Source organism: Tateyamaria sp. GN1-10 (assembly GCF_055693845.1).
Map to the genome: position 1 here is coordinate 263852 of NZ_JBVFUR010000004.1, position 17179 is coordinate 281030.

A 17179-nucleotide genomic window follows, 5' to 3' on the forward strand; every position below is an offset into this window, starting at 1 on the left:
TCTTCTGACCAGAAATACGATCAAGGGAGTTCGAGTGGGCAGACCGCCCCCTCGTCAGCAAGTCGACCTCGCCCGCGTCAGCGGACCTTACTCAACCGCACGGATCAGCTTACGCTCCAGAACGCGTAAAACGGTTTTCAGGTCCTGCCCCCGGCGCAGCACCTGACCATCCATGCCAATGACGGCGTACATCCCCTGCTTGCCCCGTAGCTTCGGACGCTTCTCGATCCGATACATCGGGTTCTCGGCTGTCCGACGAAACACCGAAAACACGGCCACATCACGCAAGCACGAAATGCCGTAATCCCGCCATTCCCCAGCCGCCACCATGCGACCGTAAAGGGACAGGATCACTGACAACTCGGTCCGGTGAAAAGCCACCTGCGGGCTCGGCATTTCGCGTAGATTTGAGGGGGAGGCGTGTGCAACGTCATGCCGCCACAGTTGCGCGACCCGGCCACAATTTCAAGGGCCATGCCAACACGCTTGAAAGCGTTACAAAACCGGGGCAAAGTCGCGGAAGTCTGAAACGCATGGGGAGGATGCCGGATGACACCAGAAGAGCGCGCCCAACGCTGCGCCGACACCATGTGGGCGACGGATGAGGCCAGCCAGGCGCTGGGGATGCGGATCGTGCACATCGCGCCCGGCGCGGCGACTCTCACCATGCAGGTTCGTAAACATATGCTGAACGGACACGGCATCTGCCATGGCGGCATGATCTTCACGCTTGCCGACAGTGCCTTTGCCTTTGCCTGCAACACCTACAATCAGATCACGGTAGCTCAGCAAAACCAGATCACCTACCTCGCCCCCGGCGAAGCAGACGAGGTCCTGACAGCCACCGCCATCGAAACCGCCCGCCAAGGCCGCTCCGGCACCTATGATGTCACCGTGACTGCTGCGGACGGACGCCAGATCGCCCTGTTCCGCGGTCTTTCCCGCACGATCACAGGCACTCATTTCGACGAGGACCCGACATGAAAGATCTCACACCCGCCCGCAGCACGCTCGATCCGATCGAAATCGCCAGCCGGGACGAGATTGAGGCGCTTCAACTTGACCGCCTGAAATGGTCCCTGAACCACGCCTATACGAATGTGCCGCACTACAAGGCCGCGTTCGACGCGGCAGGCGTGCACCCGGACAACCTGAAACACCTCAGCGATCTGGCGAAATTTCCCTTCACCACCAAACAAGACCTGCGCACAAACTACCCGTTCGACATGTTCGCAGTGCCACGCAACCAGGTTAAGCGCATTCATGCGTCCTCGGGCACCACGGGTCAGCCCACCGTTGTGGGTTACACGGAAAATGACCTTGCCAACTGGGGTCAGGTCGTCGCCCGCAGCCTGCGTGCAGCGGGCATGCAACCCGGTGACCTTCTGCACAACGCCTATGGTTACGGGCTATTCACTGGCGGGCTTGGCATCCACCTCGGCGCCGATGCACTCGGGCTCACCACGATCCCCATCTCAGGCGGTATGACGCCGCGACAGGTCCGCCTGATCGAAGATTTCAAACCCAAGGGGATCACTGTGACCCCCTCCTACGCCCTTTCGGTACTCGATGAATTCAACGTGCAGGGGCTCGACCCGCGTGCTTCCTCTCTCGAAGTTGGCATATTCGGCGCAGAACCCTGGACGAACGCCATGCGGACCGAGATTGAGCAGGCTTTCGATATGCACGCTGTCGACATCTACGGTCTATCCGAAGTTATCGGCCCGGGCGTGTCGATGGAATGCGTCGAAACCAAGGACGGGCTGCATATCTGGGAAGATCACTTCTTGCCCGAAATCATCAATCCAGAAACGGGCGAACCCGTGGCTGATGGCGAAATAGGCGAGCTTGTCTTTACCTCACTGACCAAGGAAGCGTTTCCGATTGTTCGCTACCGCACCCGTGACCTGACACGGCTGCTGCCAGGCACGGCGCGCAGCATGCGGCGGATGGAAAAGGTCACGGGACGCAGCGATGACATGATCATTCTGCGCGGCGTCAACGTCTTCCCTACCCAGATCGAAGAATGTCTGATGGCCACGTCCGGCCTCGCCCCGCATTTCCAGATCGAACTGAGCAAGCCCGACCGCATGGACCAGATGCGCGTGCTTTGCGAGGCGGCAGATGCCAGCACAAATCGCGCGGACGCCGGTAAAACACTGGCCAGCCGGATCAAGCAAACCATCGGGATCAGCGTCGCCGTGGATGTGGCCAATCCGGGTCAGGTTGAGCGATCACAAGGCAAGGCAGTGCGGATTCTGGACAAAAGATAGGGTCGCGCTCAGGCCTCGCTCTCTTCGATCCAATACCAGTACGCCACCGACCACGTCGCCAACCAGATCAAGCCAAACAACACCGGGTCAGATAGCACGTTGTAAATGGCCCACTGATCTGTGGTCAAAGCCCGCCGTGCCATCTCGTTCGCGCCAGCCGATAGCAGCGTGATCGCGATCCACGCGGCATGCAACACATGCCAGCCCTCAGGCTCAATCTCCAGCGCATGGCCCAACGTGCGCTCCAGCAGGCTGGGACGCGCAAGTGCACCAACAGCAAGGATACCAGCAAAAGCAACGGCCCCTACGGTCGGGCGGATCAACACGAATGTCTCGTCGTTCAATACGATACCAAAGACGGTCAGGATCAAGGCAAGCACCAGCGTCGATACCGCCAACCACGGAACACTGCCATCCCACCGCCATCGCACGGCGACAGCCAGGGCAGTTGCCACAACGGCCAAAGCGGCGGCCCACAACAGCCCGCCGATCATATGCCCCAGCAGAAACGCGGCGCCGGGCAACAGCTCCAGTACAATGCGGCGATCCATTGGAGCGATAAAGTCATGCGCTGGCCTTGCGACAAGATGCGGGGCGACAAAACTGGCAAGGGACAGAGCTTTTCTGCCTCAGCATTTGCGAGTTTGGACGGTCAAAACGCTTCCACGCCGTACAGGAAATACTCCGCGCAATTGATGTATTGGGCGGCTTGAATGTTACCGAGCCGCAATGCTGAAACTCAGTCAGCCCCGACCTGAGCGGTGGACAGCACAAAGGGATCATGCCCGACCAGTTCTATTCTGATTGAAAACGGTGGTATCTCATGCCCATCCGGTGCCACACGCGCGTGGTCCGAAAAATTTGCCAAGGCTGTTGTGCCATCTGCAAACTCTGTCCTCTGCACCAACCGATCCTCCGAGACGAATTCAAAACCTGTCATCTGTTCGGTCATGAGGCGGCGATGCAGCGGAGCGAAATCCGAGACATAGCGAGCGATTCCGGGCAGATCACGCTCAAGCACACTTGTATTGAGATGATAGAGAGGCGGCACCGCATAGAGTAGACCAATTAGCTCGTTATGCGTACGCTCACCTTGCGGTTTGAGAGTGCTGAAATGCCAGTGATGTGTCGTAACCACGCTGTCCCCAAGGGCGATCTGATACAGCGGAATACGGTTGGCGGGGTCAAACACGATCTTACGCATATTGGGCGGAGGCGGTGTGGGTTCAAAGAAGCGGACCGGGGCCTCGGGGGCCAGTAGCCGCCGACATCATAGGCCGGGTCCGGATCGCGCCGCATTCTTGGGTCCATCCAATCGAACGCGGGGGTTGTGACACCGTGTGCGAAATCGATGTGAGGCGCAAAAGCGGCCACGCCAACCTCTGATCCCAGAACCAGGCTGAGATCTTGTGTCACAAAATCAAGTCGTTGCTTCACTGCCTCCAAGGCCGCAGCTCGGGTGGTCTGGCGCCCAGCTGTATAGTCCTCAAACAACAGGCCGGTGGCATCGACATCAAGAAAGTAGCTGTTGAAATCAACGCTTTTGGACACCGCCGTGATGCGGGATTTTGCATAATCGGCGACGGCGCTTGGGTTCACATAGGCCCCGATCCCCCGAAAGCCGGACCGCGCAGACCCATCTGGGCCAATGACCCTCGCGTGCTCAAAAAGGGTGTCCCCCATTTGAGCAGTCAGCCAAGTCTGCTGAGCGCCCTCGGAATGGGCGCTTGCGTAGCTGTCATAGGGGCCGATCAGATAGCCCCGCGCCTTTGCCTCAGCCACGGCTTCGGGATGCCCAATGGCGTGACGCCAGTTTTCCACTCCAAGCCAAGCCGTGGAAATCCCGGCCTCGGCAAGAGCCTCCAGCATGCGCAACCCAATACCGCCGCCCCATGTCTCTGGTGAAGCAAGAGTGCCCTCAAACTCTTCGAACAGATCCGAACGCAACTCCATCATATGCGCGCGTTCCTCAACAGGATCATGTCCACCAGCAAGCGCCGTGTCGGTCGGGAAGGGTCTGGCGCGCAGCATGGCTGTGTTGAGCGCGCGTGTCACATGCGTCCGGCTGTACTGTGACACAAATCCATCGGCGCCTTGCGCCTCACGGATCGCAGTCTCAAAATCCGCACGCATATCGTTGGGCACAGCACGCCAGAGTTGCTCGGACAAAGTCATGGCAGTCTCGCGCTTCCGGGCGAACTGACGCATGAAACGGCGCCACGCAGTGACGTCCTGCGGCGCCAGCAACCCACCCGACCATAGGTAGATGTGTGGCGCACCCGCGAGCAAAGCAACATCAGGTCTGGCAGTGATCTTGTCGTTCAAGCTGCGGAATGCGCCCGCCTCTTCCAGATGCGTCCTGTACAAGCGCGCACCGATCACCGGGTCACGGGAGCCGAGTTGAGCAGTCATGCGATATGGCTGATCCAAATTGAGCGACGTGAACTGCTGAACAATACCCACGGTCAAGGCAGGTTCAGTGTCCAGAAAGGACAACCGTGCATCCCAAGGGCTGTCCATGCGCCATGTGACCGACCCCTCAGCGTCCAGACGTGTCCAGAAGGGTTGCGAAAACTGCTCTCCCGCAGCGCCGTCATCCAGAACATCCACGAGAAACGTACGCCAGTTTTGGTCCCGCGCTTCAAAAAGGCGGCCTTCACCGAGAATGGGCAAAGCCCACTCATCCGAAGGTCGTGCAGGGACTTGCGGCCATGCCAAGTCCGTCAGGTGATCCGAAGCGATTTCGAAGGTCACACGCTCGCCAATTGCGCGGGCAACGATAGAGAACTGTCCACCATCGATGTCGATCTGCCATTTGGCAGCGGACCGGTCCCTGACCAAACCCTGCGTCTCTCCAGCAACAGCAGGCAGCGCAATCACCTCCTGCTCCGCTCCAATCAGGGCCGCAGACACAGCCAGTGTATCCGTATCGACGTCGAACGTGGCGGTGTTTGTCTGCAAGGTTACGTGTTCGGCAAGCGCAGAGTGACCCAGTAAGCCCATGCAGAACATTAGGCCAGACAGCAGATAAGCGTTTGTTTTCATGTCAAATAACCCTATTGGCGTGGTAACAGACCACTCGTGACAAAACGTGTTCTCAGGACTTCCTCTTCTTCCGCGGGCGACACCAATTGCCTGGGATGCGCGCCATTGGCATGGGCAATGGCGGCAACGCGACCTTGGCCATTGAACTGTGTATCCGGGCGCTCATCTGCTATGGGGTCGGTATAAGCTTCCGCCACGGGGATAATCTCCCATCCGTCGCGCATGAGGGCCTCGGTCAATTCGTCGATAAACAGGGCAGCCAAGTCGTTTTCGTGCAACAGAAGTACGTGGTCCGGATGTCGCCCAAGCGTTTGCACGGCGAGTGCGTCGTAAAACTCGATCGTCTCGACAAGAACCTTGACATAGACCTGTTCGAGTTTGTCCATGTCGATCTGGTGACCCGCCTCAATGGCCTCGGCCACCAGTGCCTGCATGTACCAATCATAGGTGTCGATGGTGACATAGCCGTTCGAAAGCCCACGCGCCTGCAAACCGTTGATCACGGCCAGCCGTTTTTCTCTCGTGTCACCCTCATCAAGATACGGGTAGCGAAAGTAGGGTTGAACACTGTCGAATGTGTCCAGCATCTCGGCAGCTTGGTCGATATCGGCGAGGTAGGCTGTTGGCGCAGTCTCACGCAGCCAAGGATGGGTGTGCGTGTGATTTGCCAGCACATGCCCGGCGCCGGTGTATGAATGCAAACGCGCAGCGCCATCGGGCTTGTGAACAAGTGATTGGGTCAGAACAAAAAATGCAGCGCCATGGATGTCTGCTGTTTCAAGCGCCGCGATCAAGGTTTCGGTTCTTTCCAGACCGTTCAAAAGCGGGCCGTCGCCCATAGGCGCATCATCAAAGCTGAAGGCGATGCGGCGTGTTTCTTCGGCCAAAACCACGCGCTCACAGCACAGCATAGTCAGAACGGCGAGGCAGCCGACGCGTAAAAGGCGTGGCGCTCCGGTCCAGCGGGCTTTGGTCCACCGCTTCCAAGATGTCTTTGTCACAGTCAGCATGGCATCCTCCTGCAAACCTGTTGCCATAAGGATCAACTTGGCCCGGTACAGGTGGTGCGCCGGGTCAACACGGCGCGGCGCCGTGCTCCCTTGGCAAATGTCATCACTGGCAATCGAAAGCGCCAATTGCCTCCAGCACGGCAGTAGATGTCGTGATGCGCAAGTTCCGAAAGGACGCGCCGGGCATGTCCATGTTCAGCGCAAACACATAGGTGTCTGAACCACACCGCACCCAACCGGCGTACCAGCCGATGTCCATAATATCAGCTCCATGGCGCCAGCCGGTCTTGCTGTACATTGTCCACGCATCGCCCGTATCTGTCTGCATGATCGCATCGGCGGCGGCGTAGGTTGTATCAGAGAGCGGCAGGTCACGTTCGACCAGGCGATGCAGGAAGTTTACCTGCTCCACTGCCGAAACCAGCAATATGTCCTGCAGCCAGTACGTGGTCAGCGTTGCCTCGGTTCCAATGTTGGCGTTGCCGTAATCGAACCGATCCAACCATTCCGCCATGCCCTTAGCGCCAACGCGCTGCACGATGTCCTGATAAACCCAGACGGCCGAAACCTGGAAAGCTGAAGTCAAACTCTGGTCGCGGTTCCACGCATCTACCCAGCGCGACTTGCCGTCCCATTTGAACACGGTATCCGGCGCGGCAACACCGGTTTCCAGTGCGATCAGCGTGTGCGGTATTTTTGATGAGGACGCAGGCGAAAACCGTTCCTCGGAACGCGCGGCATTGCTGACCCAGACTTGTCCGTCCGACAAGCGTTGGACCATTACAGTCGATGCCGCTGCTTCAACGCTATTGTCCTGAACAATCTGCGATATGTCGATTGGTTCGGCGGCACTGGCTGCACCCGACAGCGCCAAAATAAAGCCAGATATCGCGAGAAAGCTCGCCTTTAGGATCCCACCTTTTCGGTTGGGGAGAATACTGCTCATATTTTTATTTCCCTGATACACAAATTCGATAACTGAATAGGAATTTGTGAAATGTTTACAAGAACATGGGCGGAAACGCATATGTCAGAAAATTGACCGACGGCGTAGTGCCGCATGCAACTTCTGTATGAACTGTGACCACCCGTTCGACAAGCCGCCGACGCAGTGTGATGCGCCTGTTGGCCGGAAATCGCCCAAAGGTATTCAGACACCTCTCGGAACTGCTCGAAGCAAGCTTACCAATGCTGATACGCCCATGACTTTGACACCCAGAAGGAAGCGTTGCCTGCAGGATGACAAGAGCCCATGACTGCGGGATGGACATCATTGGAGACGATGGCTCGCGATCTGGAAGCCTGTGTTAACCTCACCATGCGCTCAAGCAAAAGATCCCTGACAAAACCACCCCGGCGACATTGCAGCACCGTGTGCATAGAACAACCACAGCCGCTGTCCGTCCTCTGTATCAGCGATCCAGTAGTCACGTGTGCCTGACCGCCAGTTCGGGTCGTCGAGCCACCACTCCGGTGCAATTCGTTCCGGGCCGATGGCACGGTGCCGCTTCAAATCCATACTGCGCCACCGGAATGCCTCGGGCAATTCGGGCGTCGCAGGGGCGTGCACAGGCTCGGGGTGCCATAACAACAAAGGCCGCGGATTGGTCGGCCGTGGCCAGGGGCCCTTGTGTGGCGTCGACCACGCAGCCGCCATGATTTTATGGGACTTCTCGGGGATATGACTGTCCGCAGGTTCAAAGCGCCGGATCGCGTCCAACCCGACACGCGCACCCAGTCGCCCGATCAAATCGTCCATGGCGTTGGCATTGTTCAAACGCGCCTGCACCGCCGCGCCCGCCTCGCGGTGGCCGACGGTCATGGCATCATGTACGGGCTCGACCTGCACAGCCAGCAAGCGGATCATATCAATCCCAAAGCCTGCATCGATGTCCTCGATCTTCATTTCCAGCAAAGGGCGGATGCGATGTGGGTCATGGCTGGGACGGGCCAAACCCACCTCAACCATCTCGACCGCATGGTCACTTCGATAGGCTTGCAGCATGACCTGCCGCGTACCTTTGCCCTTGTCCTCCAGCATCTTGCATAGGCGGGGCAGCACACGGTCTATGGCCGCCATAACATCTTCGACCAGCCCAATGGGGTCAGGCAAGGTCATCCGGACTGCAAAATGATCAGGCGGCTTGGCCGGCGACACAGGCTCGGGCGCGCTGCCCATCGCCTGATCCAATCGCAAAACCACCCCCCGGCCAAAGCGGCGCGCCAGCCCGGCGCGCGGTTGACCTAGTAAATCCCCGATGCGACGCAGCCCAAGGCGGCCCAATTGTGCTGTCATATCAGGCTCCAACCGCAGTGCAGCAATTGGTAAGGGGGACAGCGCACTATACGTTTGACCCGGTTGCGCAATCCGCCTGATGTCCGGGGCTTGGGCAGTCACTGCAGGGGCAGAGCCTCCCTTGGTCCAATGCCGCCGCTTGCCCGCACGCGACCGCGTGGCACGAGCCTCCTGGTCAATGGAATCCCCTGATCGATCCGACCCTGTCGCCTTACCGGCATACCGGGCCAAAGCCCATGCCGCCCCCCGCGTATCAGCCAGCCCTATCAGCGCGCTCAACCCCAGATCAGTGCAATCGTCCTGTACGACCTGCATCAACCGCTCTTCGCCTCCGAACAGATGCGCGCAACCGGTCAGGTCCACCACCAGTGCATCTTCATCCTCGGGCGCTACCCACGGGCTGAAGCGGCTCGCCCAGCGCTGCAGCGCTTCCAGGAATTGCGTCTCACCCTGTGGGCTCCGGGGAAATGTCAGTAGCCCCGGACACATGGCATGCGCGTCCCGTACGGGCTGCCCAATCTGCAAGCCATCCGCCTGCGCCATCCCGTTCAAGGATGTAATGACCTGCATGTTGTGATGTTCTTCAACCACAGCCACAGGCCGATCCCCCAGCATGGGTTGGCGACGGATCAGACGCTCGGCCCCCAGCCGGGGGAACCAGATGGACAGGATACGGCGATTAGACATGAGATGTTCTACATTTGTTCCAATTCTGAATACGCTGAGTCGCCTGTCAGAGTCGAGCAATCAGATCTGGAGATCAGGTGCCGTAGCGGGCCAGAAAGGTCTGGACTGCATTATCCACAACCCGGTCGATATCTGCATCCGACACCGTATCGACCACACCGAACATCAGACGCGGCCAAACGTCAGCTTTGCACAACTCGCCAAACTGATCAGCAGCCAACGTAAAATCGTCGATATCAAGGTCACCGCGTTCAACCGCAGCGCGGAAGTACTCCCCCATCACGGCCCGCATACGTTCAGGGCCAGACTTGTAAAAGGCGCGTCCGATCTCTGGAAAACGATCCGACTCTGCCACGCATATGCGAAAAATCTGTTGCCCGAACTTCGAAGTGATGAATCGCAGAAAATGTTTACCTGCCTGACACAACACATCTCGCGGGGCGGCATTCATATCGATGAAATCCACGGCAGACTGGCTTTGCCGCGCGCATTCCATGTTGGCGACTTCCATAAACAACAGCCGCTTGTCCGGGAAATAGCTATATAGCGTCGCTTTGCTGACCCCGGCAGCGCGGGCAATATCGTCAACGCTCGCCCCCTCGAACCCATCCACCATGAAAACGTCGCGTGCACCATCCAGCACTTGGTCAAATTTCCGGCCTTTGCGGACAATCGGGGTCGCGTCGTTCATCGAGATTCCTGCATGAGAGACACCGCACAATATAAACTGTTCCGTTCAGTTTCTATAAAAAAACGACAAACGACGTTGCATCATTCATAAGGAACGCCTTCATTGTTTGGAACAGTTCTAAAGAAGCAGGCAGCCACATGCGCTTCACCATCCAACGCAAACGCTTCAGAGACTTGTCGGAACAAGAGGTTCTGGCCCTCGCCATTTCCTCCGAAGAAGACGACGCACGCATATACCGGGGTTATGCCGAACGACTGCGCACAGACTATCCCGCCAGCGCAGCGATCTTCGAGGAGATGGCGCTTGAGGAAGACAGTCATCGCCACCGCCTCATCGATCTGCACCGCGCCCGGTTCGGCGAAACAATCCCATTGATCAGGCGCGAACATGTGTCCGGCTACTACGCGCGCAAACCCGTCTGGCTGGTTGAAAACCTAAGCCTCGCGCGTATCCGCTCAGAGGCTGAAGCAATGGAGCGTGATGCCGAACGCTTCTACACTGCTGCCGCCGCCCGATCATCCGACGCGGCCACCCGGAAGTTGCTTGGCGATCTTGCCGCGGCCGAGGCTGGCCACGAAGCCAAGGCCGAAACACTGGAGGCGACCCACCTTGATCCCGACACCCGGACGGAAGAGGACAACAAGGAACGGCGCCAGTTCATACTGACCTATGTCCAGCCGGGCCTTGCCGGTCTGATGGATGGCTCGGTCTCGACTCTCCGCACCCATCTTTGCCGTGGCCTTTGCGACCCAAGACACATGGACCACGTTCCTTGTGGGTCTGGCCGCGTCTGTGGGCGCAGGCATCTCGATGGGATTTACCGAAGCCGCATCCGATGATGGCGAACTCTCGGGACGCGGCTCACCCATCAAACGCGGCTTTGCGTCCGGCATCATGACGACGGTTGGCGGGCTGGGTCATGCGCTGCCTTACCTGATTCCCGATTTCTGGACAGCCACCATCACCGCGATCTTCGTCGTATTTGTCGAATTGTGGGCCATCGCATGGATCCAGAACAAGTATATGGACACACCTTTTTGGCGCGCGACTCTGCAAGTGGTCGTGGGTGGGGCTCTTGTTTTTGCGGCAGGGGTACTTATCGGCAGTGGATAGGCAACGCAACACGCGCTATCCCTGACCCATGCTGCCGATCCTGTTGAAGACCCTGCCCTTTTTTGCCCTGATCGGCCTTGGATACTGGGCCGGACGCACGCGATTTTTCACGGAAGAGGCAACCGCGTACCTGACCAAGTTCGTATTCTACTTCGCGCTGTCTGCGATGATCTTCCGCTTTGCGGCCAATCTGGAACTGGCACAGGTCTGGGATGGGCGTTTGGTCGCGGCCTACCTTTGGGGAACGGCGTTCGTCTACGGCATTGCGACGTTGGTCGGCTTCCTGCGCGGCCTCGACGTCCAAACCAACGCGGTCGAAGCGCAATGCGCCGTCATTGGAAACGCAGGGTTCCTAGGCCTGCCAATGCTGGCGCTCCTCTTTGGCCCGCAAGCCATTGGCCCGGTCATGCTGGTGCTGGCCACCGACCTGATCGTCTTTTCCAGCCTGATCGTCATCCTGATCACCGTTGGGCGCGACGGGCGCATGTCTCCGGCGATCTTCAAGACCATTGGCATGGGGCTGATCAAAAACCCGATGATCGTTGCCATGGCGCTTGGCCTGACGTGGTCCGGCCTGCAAATCCCGATCCCTGACCCTATGAATGATTTTCTGAGCATCCTGGGTGGTGCCGCCACACCCGGCGCACTCTTTGCCATCGGGGCCTCGCTTGCGTCAAAATCGACCGAACGCATCCAGATCGCGGGCTGGCTCAGCTTCTGCAAACTGGTGCTGCACCCCGCCTTTGTCGCGTTTTCGGCGATCTTCCTGTTCAGCGTTGAACCTTTCGGCGCGGCCATGATCATCGCTTGCGCAGCAATGCCTGTGGCGGGCAACATCTACATGCTCGCGCAGCACTACGGCGTTGCCCCACAACGAGTCTCGGCAGCTATCCTTGTCTCAACGACACTCAGTGTCGCAACTTTGACTGCAGTTATTGCCTGGATCAGTTGAGCCTCCTTCATCTTGCCAAATAAACTCTCCGCCGGAGGCTCCCGAAACTTGCCGCACGGCCCACCGCCAGATAGCGATAGAGCAACGAAAGGATTACGCCCATGGAAACCAAATCCGAAAACGCCTGCTTCGGCGGCACCCAAGGGGTTTACACCCACGCCTCATCCTCCTGCTCGTGTGACATGACATTCGGACTGTTCCTGCCGGAAGAGACCAAGGACGGGCCGGTGCCCTTGCTGTGGTATCTGTCGGGCCTGACCTGCACGCATGAGAATGCCATGACCAAGGCCGGGGCACAGGCGTGGGCGGCTGAACACGGGATCGCGCTCTGCTTCCCCGACACCTCGCCACGCGGCGATGATGTGGCAGACGACGAAGGATATGATCTGGGCAAGGGTGCGGGGTTCTATGTGAACGCGACCGAAAAGCCATGGGGCTCGCACTACCGTATGTGGGACTACGTGATGGAAGAACTGCCCACTTTGCTGGGTGAGCATTTTGCCCTCGACATGGACCGCCAATCGATCACCGGACACTCCATGGGCGGGCATGGCGCACTGACCATGGCGATGTCCCCGCGGGGACAGTTCCGATCGGTCTCCGCCTTTTCGCCCATCACCAACCCAACCGCCAGCGATTGGGGGCGTAAGCAACTGACTGCATATCTGGGCACCGACGAAGAGCTTTGGTCACCCCATGATGCGACCCGGTGCATGCGCGCACATGGCTTCGATGGCCCGATGCTGATCGACACAGGCACCGATGACCAGTTCATTGACCTGCTGAAACCCGAGGCGTTGGCAGAAGCCGCTGCAGCCCGTCGCCAGCAGATCCAGTTCCGGATGCAGCCCGGATACGACCACTCGTATTTCTTTGTCTCGACCTTCATGGAAGATCATGTGGCCTTCCACGCAGAACACCTTTGGGCATGACAACGCTCTACATCGACGCTGACGCCTGTCCTGTGAAGGCAGAGGCAGAGCGGGTCGCCACCCGGCATAAGATCCCCATGAAAGTGGTGTCTAATGGCGGACTGCGCCCCTCACAAAATCCTTTGGTAGAGACCGTTATCGTCCCAGACGGCCCTGATGTTGCCGACATGTGGATCGCCGAGCGGGCTGGTCCCGGCGACGTGGTGATCACCGGCGATATCCCCCTTGCCGCCAAATGTGTGGAAGCTGGCGCGCGGGTTCTAAAGCACAATGGCGAAGCGCTGACACAGGCAAATATTGGCAACGTGCTGGCCACCCGCGACCTGATGGCAGACCTGCGCGCGGCAGACCCGTTTCGGCAGGGCGGCGGCAAAGGCTTTACCAAGGCGGACAGATCGCGTTTTCTGGACGCATTGGAACGAGAACTAAGGGCAGCCAAACGATGACGATCAAAGCTGTAGTATTCGACATCGGCAACGTGTTGATCGAATGGCAACCCGAGCGCTTCTATGACAGCGTGATCGGCGAAGAGCGCCGCCGCGCGATGTTTGATCAGGTCGATCTGCACGGCATGAACGACAAGGTCGACATGGGGCATCCTTTCAAGGAAACGATCTATTCCGCAGCCGAAGAGTATCCCGGTTGGCGAGACGAGATCTGCATGTGGCATGACCGCTGGATCGAGATGGCCTCGCCTGCCATCGACCACTCCGTTCGCTTGATGAAGGCGCTACAGACTAAAAGCGTCCCTGTCTTCTCTCTGACGAACTTTGGGATCGGCAGCTACGACTTTGCCGCCACGCGCTACGATTTTCTGAACGATTTCGACCGCGATTTCATCTCGGGCCACATGCAGGTCATCAAGCCCGACCCGACCATCTACGAGATGCTGGAGCAGACCAGCGGGTTGAACGGCGACAGCCTGATTTTCACGGATGATCGCGCCGACAATATCGACGCCGCACAAGCGCGCGGGTGGCGGACCCACCATTTCGATGGCCCCGAAGGCTGGGCCAAACGTCTTGTCGCAGAGGGGCTGCTGACCGAAAGCGAGGCGGCGTGACATCCGTTCCGTTCATCCCTTTTGCCGAGGGCGAGGCCTTATTGGACTGGATCGGCTTGACCGACGCGCTGGCCGCTGGGCACGATCTACCCAAAGCCGAGATTGGGGACACATTTCTCTACCGCGATCCAGATACGCTGCTGAGCCGGGCAGCATGGATCGACGGGATGGGCATGGCAGTCAAGACGGCTACAGTATTTCCCGGCAATCCCGGTCGCGGTGCACCGATGATCAATGGCGGTGTAAACCTGTATTCCGACGGCGATGGGACACTGCAGGCAATTATCGATTTTCATCTGGTGACTAAGTGGAAGACGGCGGGCGACAGCCTGCTGGCCGCACGCAGGTTGGCGCGCCCAGACAGCAAAAACATCCTGATCGTCGGGGCAGGAACGGTGGGGCGGTCACTGCACGACGCCTACTCGGCCGCTTTTCCCGACGCACATTTCCAAGTCTGGAACCGCACCCGCGCCAATGCTTTGGCCATGGCAACCGAGCGCCCGATGCTGACCGTGGCCGATGATTTGGAACAAGCGGTGCGCAGCGCCGACATCATCACCAGCGCCACGATGTCGACCGAACCGCTGATCCAGGGCGATTGGCTGCAACCCGGTCAACATATCGACCTGATCGGCGCCTACCGCCCCGACATGCGCGAGGTTGACGACACAGCCCTGCTGAAATCCCGCGTCTTTGTTGACAGTTTCGACACCACCATCGGACATATTGGCGAGGTGAAAATACCGATTGAGGCGGGTACAATCGCCCGCGACCACCTGCTGGCCGACTATTATGATCTGGATGCGTTTCAACGCGGGCCGGACGACATCACCTTGTTCAAGAACGGGGGCGGCGCGCATCTCGACCTTATGACCAGCCGTTATATTCTGGATCGGTGGACGGCAAAATGATGTGGGTCACGCTGGTTCTGCTTGGCCTGCTGGCAATTCCGCTTACGACGGAACTCACACGCACCGGCATGACCGATGGCTTGCGGGCCAAGGCACCAGGTCAGTTCGCGTTGCTTTCGCAAGGCACAACACATTTTGAATGGTTAGGCCCTGAACGTGGCCCAGTGGCAGTGTGCATTCACGGCCTGACCACACCGTCCTTTGTCTGGTACGGCATGGCCAAGGGGTTGGCGCTGATGGGGTTCCGGGTGCTGATCTATGACCTGTATGGCCGCGGATACTCGGACCGAACGCGCGGACAACAGGATGCCGATTTCTTTGACCAACAACTGACCGACCTTTTGGCACATGAGGATGTGGGCAATCCCCTGACGGTCCTTGGCTATTCGATGGGCGGAGCGATTGCAGCCCATTTCGCCGCGCGACATCCCCAGCGGATCAAACAACTGATCCTGCTGGCCCCGGCAGGAATGTTCGAACTGGGAGGACGCAAGATTGCCCTTGCCCGCGACCTTCCAGTGATCGGCGATTGGCTTTTCCTGGCCGCCTACCCCTGGGAAGTCCGCCGCGGGATCGCATCCGAAGCGCATTTGCCGACGTCGGTTGAGGGCATCCATGATCTGCAACAGGAAGAAACCGGGCGCCGGGGGTACTTTCCCGCTGTCTTGTCCAGCCTGCGCGGGCTGCTGAGAAAACCTTGCGAAGACCAGCACCGCGCCATCGCCGCCGCTGGCGTTCCCGTTCTGGCCGTCTGGGGCGATCAGGATGATGTGATCCCACTGACCTGCAAAGACACTCTGGCCGATTGGAACTCGGCCGCGCAGCAGGCAATGATACATGGCGCAGGGCATGGCCTCCCCCACACGCACACAGAGGCTGTGCTGGACGCAATCCGGTCGTCGCGTGGTTAGGCGGTGGCGGGCGGAGCCAAGGGCCGTTCGCGGATCGGCAGATGCACGACCGCGCTGAACGCACCGATTGCCACGCCAATCCACCACACCTGCTCATACGACCCATAAAGATCGTACAAACGACCACCCAACCAGACACCCAAAAACGACCCCAGCTGGTGGCTCAAGAAAACGATGCCATAGAGCGTTCCCATGTATCGCAAGCCGTAGATATGTGCGACCAACCCCGATGTAAGCGGTACCGTCGCCAGCCATAACGCACCCATGGAAATGGAAAAGACGATGACAGTAATCGGTGTCATCGGAAAGATGATGAAAAGGGAGGCCACAACGGTCCGGCCCGCGTATATACCCGCCAGCAGATACTTTTTGGGGAAATGCTTGCCCGCCCATCCTGCCAGCAACGTGCCTGCGATGTTCGCCAAGCCGATCAATGACAGCGCAACCGCACCCAAGGCTGACGTCGTTGTGATACCAATGTTGTGCAGCATGCCACCCGGGACGATGGGACCACACACTTCGGTCACAAAGGCGGGCAGGTGGGCGGTCATGAACGCGACCTGATAACCACATGAGAAGAAACCGAGGAAGATCAGGGTATATGATGGATCACGAAAAGCCTTGATCAGAACCTGACCAAGCGATTCCTCCAGCTCCGCCTTCGTTGCCATCGCCGGTACGCGCATCGCTGGCAAGGTCAACACCAGCAAAATGACAGCAAGCGCAAACCACAGGAACACCGATTGCCATGGCATGAAACTTAGCATCCATTCAGCCACCGGCGCACCAAAGATCTGGCCGCCCGACCCCATGGCCGCCACGATAGCAAGGGACATGGACCGGTTTTCATCGCTGCTGGAGCGGCCCACAACGGCAAGGATCACGCCAAAGCCGGTGCCAGCAACACCAAATCCAACCAACCAGGCATAGAGTTGATGTTCGATGGGTGTGGTTGCCCCGGCACTCAACACGAGGCCCACCGCATAAATCACGGCACCCATCAGGATCGCCTTGCGATCGCCGATCTTCTCGGCAATCGCGCCAAAGATCGGCTGGCCGATGCCCCAGGCAAGGTTCTGGATCGCGATGGCCAGCGAGAATTCGGTCCGCAGCCAGCCGAACTCTTCGGCAATCGGGATCTGGAATACACCGAACGACGCGCGCACCGCGAAACTGACCATGATGATGACGCAACCCACGATCAGAACGGGGGTAAAGATAGGGGTGCGGGTGGTCATGGGAAATCCCTCAAACGTATGCGGTGACTGTATGGACGTGATGGCCTGCGTCAAATC

15 protein-coding genes and 2 pseudogenes are annotated in these 17179 nt (G+C 58.8%); 9 read left to right on the top strand and 8 right to left on the bottom strand.

The window, feature by feature from the left end:
* Positions 1-87 precede the first annotated feature (87 nt).
* Positions 88-396: a DUF2794 domain-containing protein gene (locus ACZ1HN_RS03155; protein WP_472726453.1), complete on the bottom strand. Its 309-nt coding sequence runs from the start codon at positions 394-396 to the stop codon at positions 88-90.
* A 153-nt stretch (positions 397-549) separates the two neighbouring features.
* Here ACZ1HN_RS03155 and paaI point away from each other — a divergent pair, with 153 nt between their 5' ends.
* Positions 550-984 carry a hydroxyphenylacetyl-CoA thioesterase PaaI gene (gene paaI, locus ACZ1HN_RS03160; RefSeq protein ID WP_472726454.1) on the top strand — a complete coding sequence of 145 codons (435 nt, stop codon included), beginning with the start codon at positions 550-552 and terminating at the stop codon, positions 982-984.
* Complete coding sequence (gene paaK / locus ACZ1HN_RS03165) at positions 981-2273, top strand: phenylacetate--CoA ligase PaaK (protein ID WP_472726455.1); 1293 nt, start codon at positions 981-983, stop codon at positions 2271-2273. Before paaI ends, paaK begins: the two co-directional genes overlap by 4 nt.
* An 8-nt stretch (positions 2274-2281) precedes the next feature.
* Here paaK and ACZ1HN_RS03170 read toward each other — a convergent pair whose 3' ends face one another.
* From ACZ1HN_RS03170 to ACZ1HN_RS03195, 6 genes and pseudogenes are all read right to left on the bottom strand, one after another.
* A complete protein-coding gene (locus ACZ1HN_RS03170) occupies positions 2282-2824 on the bottom strand; it encodes an inner membrane-spanning protein YciB (protein ID WP_472726456.1) in 543 nt (180 codons plus the stop codon).
* A gap of 188 nt (positions 2825-3012) precedes the next feature.
* Positions 3013-5318, bottom strand: a pseudogene (locus tag ACZ1HN_RS03175) (glycoside hydrolase).
* Positions 5319-5329: 11 nt separating this feature from the next.
* Positions 5330-6328, bottom strand: coding sequence for a polysaccharide deacetylase family protein (locus ACZ1HN_RS03180; RefSeq protein WP_472726457.1), 999 nt, complete (start codon positions 6326-6328; stop codon positions 5330-5332).
* Between the two features lie 103 nt (positions 6329-6431).
* Positions 6432-7355: a penicillin-binding transpeptidase domain-containing protein gene (locus ACZ1HN_RS03185; protein ID WP_472726458.1), complete on the bottom strand. Its 924-nt coding sequence runs from the start codon at positions 7353-7355 to the stop codon at positions 6432-6434.
* Between the two features lie 297 nt (positions 7356-7652).
* On the bottom strand, positions 7653-9311 hold the full coding sequence (locus ACZ1HN_RS03190; protein WP_472726459.1) for a Y-family DNA polymerase: 1659 nt from the start codon (positions 9309-9311) through the stop codon (positions 7653-7655).
* Positions 9312-9384: 73 nt separating this feature from the next.
* A complete protein-coding gene (locus ACZ1HN_RS03195) occupies positions 9385-10002 on the bottom strand; it encodes a TetR/AcrR family transcriptional regulator (protein WP_299202996.1) in 618 nt (205 codons plus the stop codon).
* Positions 10003-10139: 137 nt separating this feature from the next.
* On the opposite strand from ACZ1HN_RS03195, the pseudogene mbfA reads away from it, so the two are divergent.
* The 7 genes and pseudogenes from mbfA to ACZ1HN_RS03230 all read left to right on the top strand — a co-directional run bounded on the left by mbfA (position 10140) and on the right by ACZ1HN_RS03230 (position 15884).
* Positions 10140-11115 (top strand): annotated as a pseudogene (mbfA, locus tag ACZ1HN_RS03200) (iron exporter MbfA).
* A 28-nt stretch (positions 11116-11143) separates the two neighbouring features.
* Entirely contained in the window at positions 11144-12067 is a 924-nt protein-coding gene (locus ACZ1HN_RS03205; RefSeq protein ID WP_472726460.1) for an AEC family transporter, read from the top strand.
* Between the two features lie 101 nt (positions 12068-12168).
* Positions 12169-12999 (top strand): S-formylglutathione hydrolase, encoded by an 831-nt coding sequence (gene fghA / locus ACZ1HN_RS03210; RefSeq protein WP_472726461.1) that lies wholly within the window; start codon positions 12169-12171, stop codon positions 12997-12999.
* Entirely contained in the window at positions 12996-13445 is a 450-nt protein-coding gene (locus ACZ1HN_RS03215; RefSeq protein ID WP_299203008.1) for a YaiI/YqxD family protein, read from the top strand. The genes fghA and ACZ1HN_RS03215 overlap by 4 nt, the downstream gene beginning before the upstream one ends.
* On the top strand, positions 13442-14062 hold the full coding sequence (locus ACZ1HN_RS03220; RefSeq protein ID WP_472726462.1) for an HAD family hydrolase: 621 nt from the start codon (positions 13442-13444) through the stop codon (positions 14060-14062). Before ACZ1HN_RS03215 ends, ACZ1HN_RS03220 begins: the two co-directional genes overlap by 4 nt.
* Entirely contained in the window at positions 14059-14973 is a 915-nt protein-coding gene (locus tag ACZ1HN_RS03225) for an ornithine cyclodeaminase family protein (RefSeq protein ID WP_472726463.1), read from the top strand. The genes ACZ1HN_RS03220 and ACZ1HN_RS03225 overlap by 4 nt, the downstream gene beginning before the upstream one ends.
* A complete protein-coding gene (locus ACZ1HN_RS03230; RefSeq protein ID WP_472726464.1) occupies positions 14970-15884 on the top strand; it encodes an alpha/beta fold hydrolase in 915 nt (304 codons plus the stop codon). Before ACZ1HN_RS03225 ends, ACZ1HN_RS03230 begins: the two co-directional genes overlap by 4 nt.
* Here ACZ1HN_RS03230 and ACZ1HN_RS03235 read toward each other — a convergent pair.
* Entirely contained in the window at positions 15881-17122 is a 1242-nt protein-coding gene (locus ACZ1HN_RS03235; protein WP_472726465.1) for an MFS transporter, read from the bottom strand. The genes ACZ1HN_RS03230 and ACZ1HN_RS03235 overlap by 4 nt on opposite strands.
* Positions 17123-17179 lie beyond the last annotated feature (57 nt).

Bases quoted from the DNA above. Each gene is read 5' to 3' on its own strand.
- paaK (WP_472726455.1), top strand. From the start codon at position 981: ATGAAAGATCTCACACCCGCCCGCAGCACGCTCGATCCGATCGAAATC.
- ACZ1HN_RS03215 (WP_299203008.1), top strand. From the start codon at position 12,996: ATGACAACGCTCTACATCGACGCTGACGCCTGTCCTGTGAAGGCAGAG.
- ACZ1HN_RS03220 (WP_472726462.1), top strand. From the start codon at position 13,442: ATGACGATCAAAGCTGTAGTATTCGACATCGGCAACGTGTTGATCGAA.
- ACZ1HN_RS03235 (WP_472726465.1), bottom strand. From the start codon at position 17,122: ATGACCACCCGCACCCCTATCTTTACCCCCGTTCTGATCGTGGGTTGC.
- ACZ1HN_RS03230 (WP_472726464.1), top strand. From the start codon at position 14,970: ATGATGTGGGTCACGCTGGTTCTGCTTGGCCTGCTGGCAATTCCGCTT.
- ACZ1HN_RS03155 (WP_472726453.1), bottom strand. From the start codon at position 396: ATGCCGAGCCCGCAGGTGGCTTTTCACCGGACCGAGTTGTCAGTGATC.
- ACZ1HN_RS03170 (WP_472726456.1), bottom strand. From the start codon at position 2,824: ATGGATCGCCGCATTGTACTGGAGCTGTTGCCCGGCGCCGCGTTTCTG.
- ACZ1HN_RS03180 (WP_472726457.1), bottom strand. From the start codon at position 6,328: ATGCTGACTGTGACAAAGACATCTTGGAAGCGGTGGACCAAAGCCCGC.
- ACZ1HN_RS03195 (WP_299202996.1), bottom strand. From the start codon at position 10,002: ATGAACGACGCGACCCCGATTGTCCGCAAAGGCCGGAAATTTGACCAA.
- ACZ1HN_RS03190 (WP_472726459.1), bottom strand. From the start codon at position 9,311: ATGTCTAATCGCCGTATCCTGTCCATCTGGTTCCCCCGGCTGGGGGCC.
- ACZ1HN_RS03205 (WP_472726460.1), top strand. From the start codon at position 11,144: ATGCTGCCGATCCTGTTGAAGACCCTGCCCTTTTTTGCCCTGATCGGC.
- fghA (WP_472726461.1), top strand. From the start codon at position 12,169: ATGGAAACCAAATCCGAAAACGCCTGCTTCGGCGGCACCCAAGGGGTT.
- paaI (WP_472726454.1), top strand. From the start codon at position 550: ATGACACCAGAAGAGCGCGCCCAACGCTGCGCCGACACCATGTGGGCG.
- ACZ1HN_RS03185 (WP_472726458.1), bottom strand. From the start codon at position 7,355: ATGCGTTTCCGCCCATGTTCTTGTAAACATTTCACAAATTCCTATTCA.